This window comes from Corynebacterium tuberculostearicum (assembly GCF_030229345.1).
Lineage (GTDB): Bacteria > Actinomycetota > Actinomycetes > Mycobacteriales > Mycobacteriaceae > Corynebacterium > Corynebacterium tuberculostearicum_G.
In genome coordinates this window covers 110,635-128,166 of the sequence record NZ_JASPGP010000005.1, presented here as the reverse complement: position 1 = coordinate 128,166, position 17,532 = coordinate 110,635, and the positions used below count along the sequence as shown (strand labels likewise).

General features: G+C 60.1%; 17 protein-coding genes and 1 pseudogene. 12 read left to right on the top strand and 6 right to left on the bottom strand.

The window, feature by feature from the left end:
- Positions 1-17 precede the first annotated feature (17 nt).
- From QP884_RS05360 to QP884_RS05340, 5 genes are all read left to right on the top strand, one after another.
- Positions 18-518 carry a MarR family winged helix-turn-helix transcriptional regulator gene (locus QP884_RS05360; RefSeq protein ID WP_179387141.1) on the top strand — a complete coding sequence of 167 codons (501 nt, stop codon included), beginning with the start codon at positions 18-20 and terminating at the stop codon, positions 516-518.
- Positions 519-604: 86 nt separating this feature from the next.
- On the top strand, positions 605-1,576 hold the full coding sequence (locus QP884_RS05355) for a universal stress protein (RefSeq protein ID WP_284821129.1): 972 nt from the start codon (positions 605-607) through the stop codon (positions 1,574-1,576).
- Between the two features lie 9 nt (positions 1,577-1,585).
- Positions 1,586-2,068 carry a hypothetical protein gene (locus QP884_RS05350; protein WP_284821128.1) on the top strand — a complete coding sequence of 161 codons (483 nt, stop codon included), beginning with the start codon at positions 1,586-1,588 and terminating at the stop codon, positions 2,066-2,068.
- 17 nt (positions 2,069-2,085) lie between these two features.
- Positions 2,086-3,945, top strand: a complete 1,860-nt coding sequence (locus QP884_RS05345; RefSeq protein WP_284821127.1) for a chorismate-binding protein — start codon at positions 2,086-2,088, stop codon at positions 3,943-3,945.
- Positions 3,942-4,688 carry an aminotransferase class IV gene (locus QP884_RS05340; RefSeq protein WP_284821125.1) on the top strand — a complete coding sequence of 249 codons (747 nt, stop codon included), beginning with the start codon at positions 3,942-3,944 and terminating at the stop codon, positions 4,686-4,688. The genes QP884_RS05345 and QP884_RS05340 overlap by 4 nt, the downstream gene beginning before the upstream one ends.
- On the opposite strand, the gene QP884_RS05335 is transcribed toward QP884_RS05340, so the two are convergent.
- The 3 genes from QP884_RS05335 to QP884_RS05325 form a co-directional block, all read right to left on the bottom strand.
- Complete coding sequence (locus QP884_RS05335; RefSeq protein ID WP_005326978.1) at positions 4,685-5,620, bottom strand: rhodanese-related sulfurtransferase; 936 nt, start codon at positions 5,618-5,620, stop codon at positions 4,685-4,687. The two genes, QP884_RS05340 and QP884_RS05335, sit on opposite strands and share 4 nt — an antisense overlap.
- Before the next feature lie 47 nt (positions 5,621-5,667).
- Positions 5,668-7,407 (bottom strand): ATP-binding protein, encoded by a 1,740-nt coding sequence (locus QP884_RS05330; protein ID WP_284821124.1) that lies wholly within the window; start codon positions 7,405-7,407, stop codon positions 5,668-5,670.
- 180 nt (positions 7,408-7,587) lie between these two features.
- A complete protein-coding gene (locus tag QP884_RS05325; protein WP_005326977.1) occupies positions 7,588-9,084 on the bottom strand; it encodes a DUF1846 domain-containing protein in 1,497 nt (498 codons plus the stop codon).
- Between the two features lie 127 nt (positions 9,085-9,211).
- On the opposite strand from QP884_RS05325, the gene QP884_RS05320 reads away from it, so the two are divergent.
- Both QP884_RS05320 and QP884_RS05315 read left to right on the top strand, forming a co-directional pair.
- Positions 9,212-10,027, top strand: coding sequence for an Fpg/Nei family DNA glycosylase (locus QP884_RS05320; RefSeq protein WP_284821122.1), 816 nt, complete (start codon positions 9,212-9,214; stop codon positions 10,025-10,027).
- An 18-nt stretch (positions 10,028-10,045) separates the two neighbouring features.
- Complete coding sequence (locus QP884_RS05315; protein WP_284821121.1) at positions 10,046-11,623, top strand: bifunctional ADP-dependent NAD(P)H-hydrate dehydratase/NAD(P)H-hydrate epimerase; 1,578 nt, start codon at positions 10,046-10,048, stop codon at positions 11,621-11,623.
- Positions 11,624-11,629: 6 nt separating this feature from the next.
- On the opposite strand, the gene QP884_RS05310 is transcribed toward QP884_RS05315, so the two are convergent.
- Together QP884_RS05310 and QP884_RS05305 are read right to left on the bottom strand one after the other, a co-directional pair.
- Positions 11,630-12,271, bottom strand: a complete 642-nt coding sequence (locus tag QP884_RS05310) for an ABC transporter ATP-binding protein (protein WP_005326966.1) — start codon at positions 12,269-12,271, stop codon at positions 11,630-11,632.
- A gap of 1 nt (position 12,272) precedes the next feature.
- On the bottom strand, positions 12,273-13,256 hold the full coding sequence (locus tag QP884_RS05305) for an ABC transporter permease (RefSeq protein WP_284821118.1): 984 nt from the start codon (positions 13,254-13,256) through the stop codon (positions 12,273-12,275).
- A 105-nt stretch (positions 13,257-13,361) separates the two neighbouring features.
- On the opposite strand from QP884_RS05305, the gene QP884_RS05300 reads away from it, so the two are divergent.
- The 5 genes and pseudogenes from QP884_RS05300 to QP884_RS05280 all read left to right on the top strand — a co-directional run bounded on the left by QP884_RS05300 (position 13,362) and on the right by QP884_RS05280 (position 16,925).
- On the top strand, positions 13,362-14,510 hold the full coding sequence (locus QP884_RS05300; protein WP_434736449.1) for a sensor histidine kinase: 1,149 nt from the start codon (positions 13,362-13,364) through the stop codon (positions 14,508-14,510).
- Entirely contained in the window at positions 14,503-15,120 is a 618-nt protein-coding gene (locus QP884_RS05295; protein ID WP_284821116.1) for a response regulator transcription factor, read from the top strand. The genes QP884_RS05300 and QP884_RS05295 overlap by 8 nt, the downstream gene beginning before the upstream one ends.
- Positions 15,120-16,094, top strand: a complete 975-nt coding sequence (locus QP884_RS05290) for an NAD(P)-binding domain-containing protein (RefSeq protein WP_284821114.1) — start codon at positions 15,120-15,122, stop codon at positions 16,092-16,094. The genes QP884_RS05295 and QP884_RS05290 overlap by 1 nt, the downstream gene beginning before the upstream one ends.
- A gap of 82 nt (positions 16,095-16,176) precedes the next feature.
- Positions 16,177-16,383, top strand: a pseudogene (locus QP884_RS05285) (enolase N-terminal-like fold-containing protein); the annotation flags it as partial.
- A 221-nt stretch (positions 16,384-16,604) separates the two neighbouring features.
- Positions 16,605-16,925 (top strand): Rossmann-like domain-containing protein, encoded by a 321-nt coding sequence (locus QP884_RS05280; protein ID WP_284821112.1) that lies wholly within the window; start codon positions 16,605-16,607, stop codon positions 16,923-16,925.
- Here the strand turns inward: QP884_RS05280 and QP884_RS05275 are convergent.
- Entirely contained in the window at positions 16,922-17,512 is a 591-nt protein-coding gene (locus tag QP884_RS05275) for a VanZ family protein (RefSeq protein WP_284821111.1), read from the bottom strand. The genes QP884_RS05280 and QP884_RS05275 overlap by 4 nt on opposite strands.
- Positions 17,513-17,532 lie beyond the last annotated feature (20 nt).

Genomic DNA, 17,532 nt, shown 5'->3' with positions numbered 1-17,532 from the left:
CTATACAATCGTTTTCTATGACGCAGCAACATGAGGAGAAGGGCCCCGCTCAATCCCCGTCTACGTACGAGGATGCTGTCGAGGTCGCGCGTTCCATCCAGCCGTCGCTCAATAAGCTCATTCTTATTTTCCAGCGCACGGCGGAGGGCTCTTCATTGACCACCTCGCAGGTGTCCATCATGAACCAGCTGCGTATGCGCGGACCGTCCCGCGTTTCCACCATCGCGCAGGCAGAACTTATCCGCATGCCCACCGCCTCCAACGCGCTCTATCAGCTAGAGCGACGCGGCTACGTGGAACGCCACCGCGATGAAGAGGACCGCCGCGGCGTCTTGGTAGCGCTGACGCAACTAGGCGAATCCGAACTAGCCATCGTCTCGCAGCAGCGTGCCTCCGCCCTAGCAGAGATCATGCGGTGGCTCGAGCCGAAGGATTTGGAGACCGCGAACGACGTTGCCACCGTCATCTCCAAGCTGGCTGATGTCTATCGCCCCACAATGAACGGCGAACAGCACTAGTTTTGCCCGCGGTGATTTCATTTTTCGTGGGCTTAACGTGATAATTGAGAAAACGAAAACCGTAATCTCTCACTAGTTCACTCCGTATGGCAACTGATTCTTCCGATGGGCATCTGCCGGCCTTGAGCAAGGGCTCGGCCGATAAACCCCTTCGTATTCTTATTTCTTGGAGCCCTTCTTCCTCCGGCACCGAGGCTCTAGATTGCGCCGCGTGGCTTTCCCGTACCGCCACTACCCAGGTGCGGGTCATCTCTACCGTGTTCCAGCCGTGGACTACTACTTCCCTCACCAAGCTGGGCGGAAAATATAAGAAATGGTTTAAAGCACAAAAGGAGGCCTGCGCGGCCGCTACCCATGCCGCCCTCGATGAAGCCGGCGTACCCCGCAGCTGCTGGGATGACAAGCCTTCCCTCTTGGTCGACGGGCCTTCGCGCCCCCACCTACTGACGGAGATGGCCAAGAAATTCCAGGCAGACCTCATCATCTTAGGCCCCAACCAGGCTGCGCCGAAGGGGCGTTTCTTTGCTGGTTCTACGGCCGATGCCCTGCTGCATTATTCCCCTCAACCATTGGGCTTGGTCCCCCGCAAGGTAAAGCTGTCTAAGCACGGCGTCACCCGCTTCAACTTTGCCATCACCGAACGCAGCCCGCGCGAAGATCATGAGATGCTCGCCGCAGCGGAGCTCGCCAACCGCTGGAATCTGCCGCTGCGGCTGCTTGTCTTCTCAGCAAAGGGACTGCTCAATACGCCGTCGAAAGACAAGCACGATATGGCGCTCAAGCTGGCAGCCGAGTGGCTCGAGGATTCCCTTGCCATGCTGGACCGCGCCCGCGATAGCATCCAAGAAAAATTCCCCGATCTGGATGTCACCTCAGAAATCGGTTCCGGTGCAGGCTGGGGCGGGGCGGTGGATTCGCTCAAGTGGAAGAAGGGCGATCTGATGCTCATGGCCTCCACCCCGCAGGGCCCCATCGCCCGCGTGTTCTTGGGATCTACCGCCACGGAGCTGCTGCCGCATATTCGGGTGCCTATCTTGGTCCACCCATCCTGCGGTTAGGATTGGGGCATGAGCCAGCGACCAGAGCATCCCGAAAACGATCTAACCTCCGATGCGGACTATGCCAATCTGCGCCGCCCGGAACCGCGGAGCTTTGATGAGCTGGCCGATGAGCCGGACCCTTTAGAGGTTGCCGCTGCTAACCGCCGCTCCACCCGCCAGGCTGTCTGGTACATGCTCGGGGTCTTGTTTTTCTCCGCGCTTTATGGTTTCGCGGTCGCACTCGTCACCCGGCTCTCCGGTGGTCCCTTGTGTGAGGATGGCACCGCCACGTGGCTCTGCACCGACGGGCAGCGCACCTTCTTTAGCCTGACCACCCCGATCATTCCCTTCTTCGGCATGATCGGCTGCGCCATCATCATGGTGCGCAAACTGCGCCGCTATCTGCGGTGGCGCAGTTGGATGGCCATTTTCTGGGTAATGGCCTGCAATTTCATGCTGTGGACCATTACCGATATCCAGCTGTTCCTCATGGACTCGGCCGCCGCATAGATACTTTCCGCCTCCCTATGATCCTCCTGCTTGATAATTACGATTCTTATACCTTCAACCTTGCCCACCTCATCGCGGAGGTAGCAGGACGCGAACCACTCGTCGTCGCTGCCGGTGAAGCGGAAGGGCTGGCCGAGCGCGTCCGTGCCGGCGAATTTTCGCATGTGGTGATTTCTCCTGGCCCGGGCACGCCGGAGCGCGAGGAGGATTTCGGTGCTGCCCGGGGCATTATCGCCGCCGCAGCCGCGGCCGAGATTCCGGTACTGGGTGTATGCCTTGGCCACCAGGGGCTAGGTCTGCTGGCCGGTGCCCAGGTGTCGCGCGCGCCGCAGCCGCGCCACGGTTTTGTCTCTACCGTCAGTCACTCGGGCGAAGGCATTTTCGCCGGAATCCCGCAAGACTTTGAAGTGGTGCGCTACCACTCCTTACATATAGAGGAGGCCCCCGGCATTACGGTGCATGCCCGCAGCGAGGATGGCGTCATCCAAGCGCTTAAGGTCGAGGGCTTGCCGCACTGGGGCGTGCAATTTCACCCGGAGTCGGTGCTCACCCAGCACGGCCGGGAGATTATGCGCAACTTTCTGGGCGGGTTCCGCCTGCTCCACCGCGAAGTCCCCGGCGCGGTGAACTGCCCACGGGTCTTTGCCACCCTGCGCGCCGAGGGCAACGATGCCTTCTTCCTCGACTCCGCGGATTCCCGCGGGCGCTATTCCGTCCTCGGCGATACCGCCGGCGCATTGAGTCGCTCTTTCCGCTACCGGCTTGGCGACGCCCCCGATATCCTCACCCTCCTCGACCGCGAGCTTGCCACCCGCATCATCGACGCACCGGATCTCCCGTTTACCGGCGGGGTCATCGGGTACCTGGGCTACGAATGCGCCCAGCTCACCCTGCCCATTGAGCTACGCCACCGCTCCCCTTACCCCGATGCCTACTTTGTGCGGCCGCAGTCATTCATCGTCTATGACCACCACGCAGAAACCGCGCACCTGTGCTGCCTTGCCGGCGACGGCGCCGAGGAATTGCTAAACCGCCTGGAAGCCGCCTTGGGTGCGGAGGAACCAGGGCCAACGGGGGAGGACGGTGGGGCGTCGCTAAGCGCGGGCTCTTGGCGCAGCCCTGGCTACCTAGAGCGGATTAAGCGCGCCCAAGAATTCTTGCACGCCGGCGAGAGTTACGAGGTCTGCCTGACCGATACCTACACGGCCGCGGCCGAAGGCGAACTCTATCCCCAACTGCGCTCGCATAATCCCGCCCCCTATGCCTCGCATCTCGTCTTCGACGGTGTCGAGGTCTGCAGCGCTTCGCCCGAGCGCTTCCTCACCGTGCGCGGCCGTGAGGTAGAGGCCAAGCCGATTAAGGGCACCATCTCGGCCGACCAGGATCCCGCGCTGCTGACCACGGACCCGAAGACACGGGCCGAAAACCTCATGATCGTTGACCTACTGCGCAACGATCTCTCCCGGGTATGCGAGCCCGGCAGCGTGCGCGTGCCTAAGTTGATGCAGGTAGAAAGCTACGCCACGGTACATCAATTGGTGTCCACCATTACCGGGCAGCTGCGCGCCAGTGCCACCACGGTCGATGCCCTCCGCGCTACCTTTCCTCCCGGATCGATGACGGGCGCGCCGAAGCTGCGCACCTGCGAGATCATTGACCAACTCGAAACAGGACCGCGCGGCGTGTACTCCGGCGTGGTGGGCTACCTGGGGTTTGACGGACAATCCGATCTCAGCGTGGTCATCCGCACGGCCGTGCGGGCGGCCGGTGAGGTCACCATCGGCGCCGGCGGGGCCATCGTCCTAGATTCGGATCCGGCCGCCGAGTTAGAAGAGCGCAACCTCAAGGCCCAATCCGTGTTGGGGGCGTGGCAATGAGCACCTACCTCTGGCACGAGGGCAGCTTCATTCCAAGCCAGCCCCACCCCGGACCCTTTGACGTTGCGGATTCTTGGCGGACGCTTGCCGACGCCCACTCCAACGCCCTCCCCCTGCACCTCCAGCGCTTCGAGTCGGTAGCCGGCCCACTTCCCACCGGCTTCGTCCCCGCGATGCTGCAGCTTTTCGGCCCCGGCGATCTCTTTCCCCGCATCTCGCTAGCCGGCGGACAGCTGCGCCTCGACATTCGCCCTGCGCCCCCTGCGCGCCGAACCACCCGGCTGACCTATGTGCAAGCCCCCGATCCGCGCACGCAGCCTTTAGTCAAGGGCCCCGATTTTCCAGCGCTGGCACGCTACCGTACCGAGTACCAGGCTGATGGCACCGATGACACCGCCATCGTGGATGCCTCCGGTGCCATGGTGGAGACCACCACTGGCGCGCTCGTTGCCTGGGACGGGGAAACGCTCATCCTCCCCACCGGTCAGGCGCTGCCCAGCATCACGCTGCGCCAAGTTGCCCGGCGCGCCTCGGACCTTGGAATTCACACCGAAACGCGCCCCATCACCCCTGAGCTCGCCGCCGAACACCCCCTGTGGTTCCTCAACTCGCTCCACGGCATTAGCCCAGTCAGTAAGCTACACGCCCCCACCAGCGTCATCTATCCGCCGAGCAGCCCGCTTATCACCGCGTGGCAGCACTGGTGGTGGGGCTGCTTCCGCAAGGAACCGGCGCGCGACTAGCTCTCCTGCTTGGCTAGCTGCGCTGCCACTTCGGCGCAATCCGGCCGGCCGCAGTGCTGGGTTTCTACGTGCTGGATGCAGTCATCACAGATGAGTACCTGCTGGCGGCAGGTATCTTCATTGATGCAATTGTGGAAGGTATTCGTACCCTTGCCGCAGTGCACGCAGTGACCCAGCTGGATGAAGCCGGGGTCTTGGAGTCCTTGGCCAAACTCATGGTGCATGCGCTTGTCAAAGACATACATGGAGCCTTCCCACAGGCCATCATTGCCGTACTTTTCGCCGTAGCGCACGATGCCGCCATCGATCTGGTAGACCTCTTTGAAGCCGCGGTTCTTCATCAACGAGGACAGGATCTCGCAGCGAATGCCACCGGTGCAATAAGACACCACCGGCTTATCCTTCATCCAGTCATACTTGCCGGATTCGATTTCCTCGATGAAGTCATGCGTGGTTTTCACATCGGGCACGACGGCATTTTTAAACTTGCCAATCTCTGCCTCCATGGCGTTGCGGCCGTCAAAGAAGACGACCTCCTCGCCACGTTCTTCTACCAGCTTATTTACCTCTTCTGGCTTGAGGTGCACGCCACCGCCAACGACGCCGTTTTCATCCACCTTCAGCTCGCCCGGCGCGCCAAAGGCCACGATTTCATCGCGCACCTTGACCGAAAGGCGCGGGAAGTCATCCGCGCCGCCCTCGGACCACTTGAACTGCATGCGCTTAAAGCCGGGGTATTCCTTGGTCTGGCGGACGTAGCGCTTGCAGGCTTCCATATCGCCGCCAACGGTGCCGTTGATGCCATGCTCGGAAATGAGAATGCGCCCCTTGAGCCCCAGGGACTCACACAGGGTGCGCTGCCACAGCATGATTGCGGTGGGATCTTCGATGGGGGTAAAGCAGTAATACAGGAGAACTTTGCCAATAGTCACGCCCCAATCTTAGGCCCGCAGCTGCGCAAATCCCCAATCATTCGGTGTTAATGACGAGGACTTAGTATGTAGGCACGGCTGCGGCTTGTAGGAGGTGCTGTAGGACGAACTCTCCCAGAATCAATCAAACCTCGTAACCCATACCTGACTGCACTCGCGCTGTACCCTGTTTCGTCGACAAGCTGATGTATGTTACGTGCGATATCGGGCCTTAGAGCCTTTAGTACACGCACCTGCACTGGGGAAAAGCCCAGCGTCTCGGCAGACAGTTCAAAGCTTTCTCCACTTCCATCTGAGACCGCCAAGACACCATCACTAAGAAGTTCTGCCAGCATTTCTCTCGCCTCATCGCTATCAATACCCAACGCTTCGCGAATGCTTGCTGGTGTAACTGGTCCTTGGTCGCGGGCAAGCAGTACTACTTGGGCCAGTTCTGGCCGAGCGGTAAGCATTTCACCTAGTCCAAGCTTTTCTAACCATTGTTGGGCTTCTGGATTTAACAACCCGTGTCGATAGAGAATTACGGTGAATGCGCCTACTTCGACATGAAACTTAGGTTGCGGCAAACCGTGCTGCATCATTGCCGCTTGCATTCGCTGAATGCCACTGCCTTGATTTTCTGCGATAGTTGCTTTGTCATTAGCGGGGACATAGGAGAGCGTTTTAGCGATGAACAGATTCCGCGGAACAGACCTGCCGTCACCTAGGTTATCTGGTGTGCGATCTCCCCATAATCCTCCAGGATTGCGAATTTCTACACGATCACTGAAAATATCCACACCGACCTGTTCACTTATGGCAACTGGTCCATAATCGCGATGCATAACGGCATTAGTAATAGCCTCGCGTAGTACAACTTCAGGAATCTCTGGTTCTTGTTCAACAGTACGACCGCGCTCTACATACCGAGTATTTAAAACACCCAAAGTGGCGTCTATTGCATCCTCAATTTGTGCGTTAATCGGTCCTTCACACACACGTCTGTGCTCAAATCGAACAGATGCATCTACGGATTTCTGTTTTCCGGGATGCTTGGATACGTCGACAAATAACTGAGGAAAATATTGTTGCGGGTACTCGCCAAAACACAGAAGACCAGCAAACAATATTTCTCCCCGCTTATTGATACTACTGAGCTTACGAAGAACGCTGGATATCGAATTATCACCGTTAATTAGTCGCGACTGCGATGTACGCAGTCGATGAATCACAGAATTTATAAGATCAGCATCAAGATCTTCGAGTCCCGCTTCTCTGACAACTTGCTGATCTGATGGATCTGTCTTGTGACGATTCTGCAATTGAAATATTTCATAGGGTGTCAGATGCTTGTTCTTGTCGTCTAGGCGTTTATAGCTGCCCTTCGCAATTCCCTGACTGCAAACAAAACAAGGCATTTGCTGTGCTTTGCGAGTGTCGCTTTTCATCGGCGGAACCCCCACAACCAATATTGGTTCCCCTTCTAGGGTGCTGCGTTTAAAGTTCCATTCTGGGATGGGGTCAACTTTGGATGAGTCACCACTCAACCCATTGTCAAGAGAGTCAATAATCTTATTGGGATCAAAACCTTTCGCGGGTGCGAAGTTCTGCGATTCATCGACTCCCAACAGAATTAACCCGCCCTCCGTATTGGCGAACGCCGATACGGTATTCCATACATCTTTGTTCAGTTTTCCCACCGCAGCTTTGGCCTCCACACGGCCATCGTCACTGCCCTGCGACCGAAGTCGGTCAACTATTTTTGCAATGTCTTCATCTTGCAAATGCTTAACATCCCACAGCGGCACAGTACCCATCTCTCCTGCTCCAGCCCACGCATTGACACGCTGTACCAGAGCGGCTCAATTGTTCATTGACATTAGACAGTTTAACACTGAGCACCCTCACTATTAACAGTGAGAAACTCACTTTTGTAAGTGAGGAGGATCAGTGTGAAAGTGAGAGGACGAACCATTGAAGTGAGAATTCTAGCGCTTCTGGTACAGCGCCTTCTTGCGGGCAAAGACGGGATCAGAGGTCACGAGCACACCGAGGTTGCGGAAGATTCCCTCGTCCACAGAACCCAGGATGGTGGTGGTGTGGACGTCGCAACCAGCAAGTTCCTTGATCTGCTCCAGCGCCTTGCGGGCATTGTCATCCTTCGCCGCAGACACGGACAAAGCGATCAGCACCTCGTCGGTATGCAGGCGTGGGTTCTTGGAACCCAGGTGCTTGGTCTTGAGCGTTTGAATCGGCTCGATGGACTCGGGCGACAGCAGGTGAATATCGTCGTCGATGCCCGCCAAGTGCTTCAGTGCATTGAGCAGCATCGCCGCCGAGCAGCCCAGCAGGGGCGCGGTGCGGCCGGTGATCATGGTGCCGTCGTGCAGCTGCATAGCGGAGGCGGGCTCGCCGGTTTCTTCCGCGCGCTGGCGAGCAGGTGCCACCACGGGGCGGTCTTCTACCTTGATGCCGGCCTTGGCCATGATGACCGCGGCGCGCTCGGATTGCTCGGTGCCTAGGCCCGCACGAGCCTCTTCCACCTGCGCCTTGAAGTAACGGCGGATGATTTCTTGCTGGGCGGCGGCGCGGCACACGGCGTCGTCAGTAATGCAGAAGCCTGCCATGTTCACGCCCATATCCGTCGGAGACTGGTACGGGGTGGTGCCGGTGAGCTTTTCCAAAAGCGTGCGCAGCAGCGGGAACGCTTCCACATCGCGGTTGTAGTTCACGGTGGATTCGCCGTGGGCGGACAGGTGGAAGTGGTCAATAATATTGGAATCGTTGAGGTCCACCGTGGCGGCCTCATAGGCCAGGTTCACGGGGTGTTCCAGGGGGAGATTCCAGATAGGGAAGGTTTCAAACTTGGCGTAGCCGGCATTATTGCCGCGCTGGTGTTCGTGGTAGACCTGCGAGAGCGCGGTGGCCAGCTTGCCGGAGCCAGGGCCCGGCGCGGTAACCACGACGAGGTCGCGGGAGGTTTCCGCAAATTCATTGCGCCCAAAGCCCTCTTCGGACACGATGAGGTCCGTATTGGTGGGGTAGCCAGGGATAACGCGGTGGCGCGCCACCTTGAGGCCGAGGCGCTCGACCTTTTCGATGAAGGCCTCCGCTTGGGAATTGCCTTCCTCCAACTGGGTCATGACGATGTTTTCTACCAAGAATCCGCGGCTGCGGAATACGTCCACCAGACGCAGCAGGTCATCTTCATAAAGAATGCCCAGGTCCGCGCGTACCTTCTGGCGGGAGATATCTTTCGCGTTGATGCAGATGAGGATCTCTACGTCCTCTTTGATGCGCTCCAGCATCGCGATTTTATTGTCCGGGGTGAAGCCGGGCAGCACGCGGGAGGCGTGCATATCGTCAAAAAGCTTGCCGCCCATCTCTAGGTAGAGCTTGCCGCCGATTTCCTCGCGGCGGGCGTGGATGTGCTTCGACTGCAGCTCAATGTATTTCTCGCGGTCAAAGCCGATTTTTTGCGTCATGATTTGAAAGCCTTCCCCTGAGTTAAATCATTCCGCATTTCGAGTTTACGCTATTGCGGCTCTGCAAATAAGTGAGCTGGTTAGCGCCCGGTTTGGCCGAAAATTCTTCCCGATTAGACTGGATTTCATGCCTGAAGGTCACGTCATCCACCGCCTAGCTAATAAATTCAACGCCGATTATCGCGGCATGCCGCTGCGCGTGACCAGTCCGCAGGGGCGCTTCGCGGCGGAGGCAGAGCTTCTCGATGGCGAGCGCATCGAGCTGGCAGAGACCTACGGCAAGCACCTTTTCGTGCATTTTAGCGCCGAGAATCCGCGCCATATCCTCTATATTCACTTAGGCCTGATTGGCAAGCTGCGCTTCGAGCCCCGCGAGGAAGTAGGCGGACAGATCCGGGTGCGCATTGATAATGGCGCCGAGGCCGCTAACCTGCGCGGGCCGCAGTTTTGCCGCCTACTCACTGAAGAGGAGTACCGCGCACAGCTAGCCAAGGTAGGCCAAGACCCGCTGCGCACGGATGCCGACGTGGAGGCGCTCTGGGCCAAAGTGCATAAATCTCGCCGCAGCATCGGCTCACTCATGATGGATCAGCACCTTTATGCCGGCGTGGGCAATATCTACCGGGCGGAGACCCTCTTTCGCCATGGCCTCTCCCCTTTCCTGCCGGGCCGAGATGTTTCCCGTGAAACCTTTGACGCCACGTGGACGGACTTGGTGGATCTGATGGAGTACGGGGTGGAGCACGGCCGCATCGATACCGTACGGCCCGAGCACTCCCCCAAGGCCATGGGCCGCGAACCGCGCAAGGATGACCACGGCGGCGAAGTCTACGTCTACCGCCGCGCCGGCCTACCTTGCTATATCTGCGGCACCCCAGTGGCAGAAAAGGTCATGGAGGGACGCAACCTATTTTGGTGTCCGACCTGCCAACCGGCTCCTTAAAGGCCTATCCTGGCGGGCATGCGACATGCCTATAGCGTTGCCGCCGTTCGCGCGGCAGAGCGTTCCCTTCTAACCCAACAGAACTTTGACGATGAGCTCATGCGCTTGGCCGCACGAGGCGTGGCGGCCACGGCCGCAAGCATGCTCGGCTCTTATCGGCGCGTAACTATCCTCGCCGGGCCAGGCGGCAACGGCGGCGATGGCCTCTATGCTGGCGCTTTCTTGGCGGAGGAAGGCTATTCAGTAGTGGCTATCCTCGCGGCGGATGCCGCACACGAACCCGCGCTAGACGCATTTGCCACGGCCGGCGGAACCATAGCGCATGACCTAGGAGACGCCGATCTGCTTATCGACGCCGTCGCCGGCCTCGCCTCCACCCGCGGCCTGTCCGGTGCCCCACTGCGGGCCTATACCGAGGCCAAGGAGCGCGGGGTTCCGGTATTAGCGGTGGACATTCCTTCGGGCATTAACGCCGATACCGGCGTGGCCGCAGCCGACGCCGTAGAGGCAGACGTGACCATTAGCTTTGGCTGGGCCCGTGCCGGACATATCTTTGCCCCGGCATGCGGTGCGGTGGTGCTCTGCGATCTGCGCCTGCCCGGCGCCCCGCGCTCCTTTGCAGAAGAGCTGTCCGCCACCGCTGAACCGGTGGGCTATATCGCCAATGAACCCACTATTACCTTGCCCTACCAGTGGCCGACTGAGCCGGTGCTTTCGGGAGAACAAGGCCTGGTCACCGCCCCGAAGCCGGTGGGCTGCACGGGGCCAATTCTGGATCCGACTCCGGGGGCGAAAAGCACCAAGTACACCGGCGGGGTGACCGCGGTCTGTGCTGGCAGCAGCGCCTATCCCGGCGCGGGCATCCTCGCCGCCACGGGCGCGGTGCGCGCCACGCCGTCCATGGTTCGCGTCGTGGACAATGACTCCGTGGTCGCGAGCCTGCCGGAGGTAGTGCCTCATGCCAGCGCCCAAGAAAAAGTCCACTCCCAAGCCTGGGTCGTAGGCCCAGGGCGAGGCACCGGACCGGAGGCGGCCGCGGAGTTGCGCGCCGTGCTAGAACGCGGACTGCCCACCATTATCGACGCCGATGCGCTGACCGTGCTTTCGACCTACGGGGATCTACGCGAGCTCGTGCGCGATCATCCCTGCGCCGTCCTGACCCCGCATTCCGGGGAGTTTGAGCGGCTCTATACGGCAACTCTTGGCCGCAAGCTTGATCTTGCGGAGGGGCTCGGGGTGCGCCTGCGAGAGCTTTCCGATGCCCTCGACTGCTTCATCCTGCACAAGGGCCGGATCACCACGGTCACGGCCCCAGGCCAGAAAATTTATGGCATGAACGCTGGGCATTCCTACGCGGCCACCGCCGGTTCTGGTGACGTACTCTCTGGCATCCTCGGCGCCACGCTCGCGCAACTGGATGCCGCCGAGGCGGATGCGGAGGCGATAATTATGGAAATCCTGCACGCAGCGGCCATCCACCAACACGCGGCGGCCATTGCCGCCCACACCCCAGACGGCTTTGGCCTTTGCTCCGCCTCCCAGATTGCCGCGACCGTGCCGCAGGCAATCGCACGACTGCTCCTCATGCAGCGCTAGCTGAGGCTAGCTGAGCGCAGAGACCTTCTCCTGCTCGGAGACGTGGCCATCCTTGACCTCCACCACGCGGTCAGCGAAGTTCAGCAGGGAGCGGTCGTGGGTCACCAGCACGGTGGCGGTGTTCATCTCCTGGGTGACATCGCGCAATAGGCGGATGATCTCCTGCGAAAGGTGGGAATCGAGCGCAGAGGTAGGCTCATCGGCCAAGAGCAGGTCCGGCTGCTCCATGAGTGCTCGGGCGATATTGACGCGCTGGCGCTGGCCACCGGATAACTGACCCATGCGGCGATTGCCCATTCCAGCCAGGCCAACAAACTCCAATAGCTCATCGGCGCGCTGAGGACGCAGCTTGCGGCCAGCGATATGGTCCATGATCACCAATTGGTCGCGCACATTGAGCGAGGACAGCAGGTTGGCCTGCTGGAAGATGATGGAGCGGGTACCGTCCACGTGTACGGACCCGGAGTCTGGGGTGATGAGGCCTGCGGCTACGGACAGCAGCGTGGACTTGCCGGACCCTGACTCACCCACGATGGCGGTAAGCGTATTGGATTCGGCGATGAGGGAGGCGTCGGCAAGCGCAGTAGTCGTGGTCTCGCCGTCCTGGTAGGTCACGGTGGCGTTGCGAATATCAAGAATGGTGGACATGTTAAGCATTTCCTCCAAGGGCATCGAGTGGGTTGGCTTTAGCTACGCGGCGGGTAGCAATAAGGGCGCCGGCCATGCCGAGGGCCCAGATGCCAACCGCGGGAACGGCGATGGTGCGCAGGGAGACATCAAAGGGCACGGTGCCGGAAGCAAGCGCGCCGAGCACCCAACCAACGACGGCGCCCGCAATAGTGCCGGCGGCCAAGATGATGGCGGCTTGTGCCAGGGCATCGCGCAAGAGGTAACGCACGGTGGCGCCGAGCGCGCGCAGGATGGACAGGTCGCGGGTGCGCTGGATGGTCCATACGGTCAGGAAAGCGACGGTGACCAGCGCGGAGATGCCGTACAAGAAGCCCTGCATGGTAAGCAGCGAGCCGCGCTCAGACTGATAGGCCGCCAGGCCAGAGAAGGACTTGGAGACCTTCACGGAGCCTGGAACCTCGTACTTATACAGCGCTGCGGTGCCGATCACGCCTTCTGGCGCATGGCTAATCTGCTGCCAGGACTCGGTGGAGACCCACGCCACCTCGGAGTGGGAGTACATGGTCTCTGGGACGGTGCCCTCCACCGAAAGGTCGGCGCCACCTAGGGTGACGGTATCGGCCGCGTCGATGGACTCTGGCAGGAGCACGCCCTGCTCCGGGATGGTCTTATCGCTACCCGGAACCTGGGTGCCGGCCGGCAGGCTGAGGACGGCAACGCCGCCGTGCCCCTCCAGCTTGGTCTGCGCTACACCGAGCGGAATGCCGTCGCTGGCGATATCGCCGGCGTGCATCTCGGATTCGCTGAAAGAAGGATCCTCGGTAGAAAAGGAAATATATGGATAATCCTCTTCCAAGTCCTCCAGCGCAGAGGTATTTTGCTTGGAAAGGCCCTCCGTCAGGCCGGAGAGCATCACGAGCAGAAGGGTAATGAGCGCAACCGTGCCGCCGATGAGCGCGAAGCGGCCGCGCGCTGTGGTGATTTCTCTGATTGCTAGGAACATACTTCTATATTTGCTTTGCGCAGGTCAGAAGTAATCGGCCAGCTCGCTGAACCTCTACTCAACCAAGTGGTTGATTCACTGTCCACCCGTACGTGGATATCCTGGGTGGTTGTGTTTAAAGGACAAAAATTATGGGTCTATGGCCTGCACGCCATGTTCGCGTTTCTGCTGGTCTTCGGCGTGGCGCGCGCCTATGTGGATGGCCGGCTCGACGCCCGGGTAATCGGCTTAGCCATCGCCCTCGCCGTGGTGTACGCCGCACAGCGTTGGCTGCCCACATGGTTATGGCTGAGTGGGCTATGTCTCCTGTGGCTGGGCCTGATGGTGCATGCGCAGGATTTCATGTGGCTGGAATTCCCGCTCATTTTTGTCTTTCTGCGTGCCCTGCCCACCGTGCCCGGGTTGGTCTCCATCGCCGCGCTGTGGGCAGCAGCGGCATTCATTCCCGCCTGGCTGCACCCCGAGGGCTGGTCCATCGCTGCGGCCGTGGGGCCGCTTATCGGTACCGCCTTTGCAGCCACGGTCTTTTTCATCCAGCGGCGTCTGCAGGCAGAGGCGGCGCACCACAGGGACATAGCCAAGCAGCTGCGCGAAACCCAAGCCGAACTGGCCGCCAGCGAGCACCAAGCCGGCCGGCTAGAGGAGCGTGAGCGCCTCTCTCGCGAGATCCATGACACCGTCGCGCAAGGCCTCAGCTCCATCTTGTTGCTCTCCCGCGCAGCCCGTGGCACCGATGATCCCTGCACCAAAGAAGAGCAGCTGGCGGTCATCGAGGATGTCGCGAGCGAGAATCTGGCCGAAGCCCGCCGCTTTGTCCGCGAACTAGCCGGCCCGGATGAGCGACTGGAAACCCAGCTCACTTCCCTGCTGTCCCAGATGCGCAGCCGCGTGAAAGCCTTGGGAGAAGAAACCACCTTCGAACTGGTGGTATCTGGAAGTGGCAAGGTGCCCAGCCGAATCAAAGAGATCATCGTACGCGCAGCCCAGGAGGGCCTTAATAACGTCATCAAACACGCCCACGCCTCGCGCGCCGTGGTCACGCTCGGGCTTTTCGAAGATGCAGTTACCCTGGACGTCGTTGATAATGGATGCGGACTGTCCGCCTCCCCTCGCCCCAGCGGCAGGGACCATGGTTTTGGGCTCAACGGCCTCCGCGGCCGCGTGGAAGCTGTGGGCGGGACCATGAACCTAGAATCGGGCGAAGGCACCGCCCTGGCCGTCCGTATCCCGCTGAAGGAGAAAAGCAATGGTTAATGTCATGCTGATTGATGATCACCCCGTGGTCCGCGCCGGCCTGCGTGCCATCCTCAATACCTTCTCCGATGTCGAGGTTGTCATGGAAGACTCTACCGGCGCGGATGTGGATAAGCTCTTTACCGATGATGCCCCGCAGGTAGACGTCGTGGTCTGCGATATCCAGATGCCCGGCATGGATGGCATCGCGGCCACCAAGCGGGTGGTGGAGGCCGGCGGCCCACCGGTACTCATCCTCACCACCTATGACACGCAGGCCGATATCCTTGCCGCCGTAGAGGCCGGCGCGATGGGCTATCTGCTTAAAGATTCCCCCGAGCAGGCGCTGCACGAAGCCGTGCTCAATACCGCCGCGCGCCGCCGCACCCTAGCGCCGGAGGTTGTGGATCTCCTCGCCCAGCGTGTGGGTCGGCCACAAGAATCGCTGTCCACCCGCGAACTGGAAATCTTGCAGGCGCTATCTAGCGGTGCCTCTAATAAGGAGCTCGCCAAGCAACTTTTCATTTCTGAAGCCACGGTCAAAACCCACCTCATCCACATTTTTCAGAAGTTGGGTGTGGAAACCCGCACCGCCGCGGTGACCGTGGCGCGAGAGAGGAAGCTCATCTAATGCTGGACTGCATAGTCATCGGCGCCGGCCAGGCAGGCCTTGCGGTGGGTTATCACCTGCGCAAGAAAGGCCTGGATTTTGTCATTCTAGACGCTGAGCCCGGCCCCGGCGCGGCCTGGCGCCATACCTGGCCCTCGCTCACGCTCTTTAGCAATTCCGCCTCCTCCAACCTGCCGGGATGGCCCATGCCCCACCACGAGGGCTTTCCGCCCGCCAGCCACGTTATTGATTATTTTGCGCGTTATGAGAAGCGCTATGAACTGCCCATTCGCCGGCCGGTCACAGTGGATGAAGTTACCCATGACGGCGCGTGTTTCCATGTCTTTGCCGGTAAAGAGCAGCTGACCGCGCGCACAGTCGTAGCAGCCACGGGTACGTGGTCCGCTCCCTTTATCCCCTACTACCCCGGTACTTTTGACGGGAGGCAATGGCATTCCGCCTTCTATCCAGGCCCCGCGGACTTTGCCGGATCTACCGTGGCGGTCGTCGGCGCGGCCAATTCCGGTGCCCAAATCGCGGCCGATCTCCTGCTCTCCGGCGTGGAGACAACCTGGTATACCCGCAGCTCCCCGCGGTGGATGCCCGACGACGTTGACGGCCGCGTGCTCTTTCAGCGCAATCGCGCCCGCCTCAACGCCATGCTCCGCGGCGAACCAGACCCCGGCGCAGATACCAATTTGGGCGATATCGTAATGGTCCCACCGGTCCTACGCGCACGGGATTCCGGGCTCTTGCAGGCCACTCCAATGTTTTCTTCCCTCGATGAGGTCAACACAGACCACCTCATCTGGTGCACCGGTTTCCGGCCTGCCCTCCAGCCCATCCGCGGGCTCCTTGATGGCACCTCCCCCACCGTCGACGGCCTCTTCCTCGTGGGTTACGGCACGTGGACCGGACCCGGATCCGCAACCATTACCGGGGTAAGCCCCTTTGCCAAGCAGACCGCGCACGATGTAGCGAATATATGTGACTAAAGCTATAGGTTTGTCCCAACTAATTCGATTACACTGCCTTCACACAAAGAGTGCGACACAATTTGGGAAAGCTGGTTTATACATGTCTGCCTGGGATCTCTACGATGACCTCATCGATGCCATTCCCCGTGACATAATGGTCTCCCGCGCCGCCCAAGGCCCGCGGTGGACGCGGGTATACACCGAAAGCCCTAGCTGCGGCATGGCCATGACCATGTCTGCCACCTCTCGCCCGGCCCAGATGCGCGCCGAGTACACCGGCGTTCCTCTACGCGCCATCGCACAGCTGGCCAAGAGCTGGAATTTCTCGGAGGCTTCCTTCGGCATGGCTGCGCTAAATTCCTACTACGCCACGCCTTCTGTAGCCGATGAGCATGGTTTTACGCTTGTCGACTCCCCCTGGCCCCACTTCTTTGATCCCTTCCGCAACGCCGTCGCGGGGAAGAAGGTCGCGGTCATTGGCCACTTCCCTTTTGCACCCAAGGCACTCAACCAGGCTGCGGATTTTATATGTTGGAGCGCTCGCTCAATGAGGGCGACTACCCCGATTCCGCCGCCGAATACATCCTGCCCGAGTGCGATTATGTCTTTATTACCGGCTCTGCCTTTGTCAATAAAACCGCTCCCCGCCTGCTCGAGCTCTCCCGCGAGTCCTTCAATGTCGTCCTGGGCCCATCAACTCCCCTAGCCCCTGTACTGCTTGAACACTACGGCGTATCGCAAGTCACCGGCATGGTTTCGTCCAATCCCGCGGGGATGTTTGAGGGCCTAGAGAAGGGTGATTCCCTCGATATGTTCAACTTCGGACACCGAGTCACCCTAGGGCGCTAAACAATCAACCCGGCCAAGATTACAGCAGCGAGAGCACCCAGGCCCGCCGCCGCAGTCCAGCCGATGAAGCGCACAGCTCGCAGCTGCGCCTTAAAACTGCTCCGGCTTACCAGGAACGCACCCAAGGATGCGCCGAGGGTATTGAAGACCAAGTCGTCTACGTCGCTAAATCCCAGCGAGAATACGTATTGGGTAATTTCGATACCTAGGCTGAGCGCCATTGCCAGCAGGATGGTTCCGCCGCGGCCAAAGCGGATGCGCCGCGAATTGTGCCCCATTACTACCAAGCACGCACCGAGCGGCATAAACAGCGCGATATTGCCAAAGGTATTGGTCCACGGACCCCACCACGGATGAGGGTTATTAAAGCCGTTGAACATTTGCAGATCGAGGCTGCGGCGTGCGTGCGCAGACGCATCAACCACACCGGGGATATCTATGAAGGGCTTGCCCACCGTAGCTACTGCGATAGCCACCATGACAACCACGCAGGCTACGGCTGCACTGCGCCACAGCGTGCGCTTAGCAGGCAGTCCACGCGCACCAATCTGGCGCGAGGTGCGGGTGGGCATCGTGGTCATCGTCATGTTATTCAAGTTAACAAGCG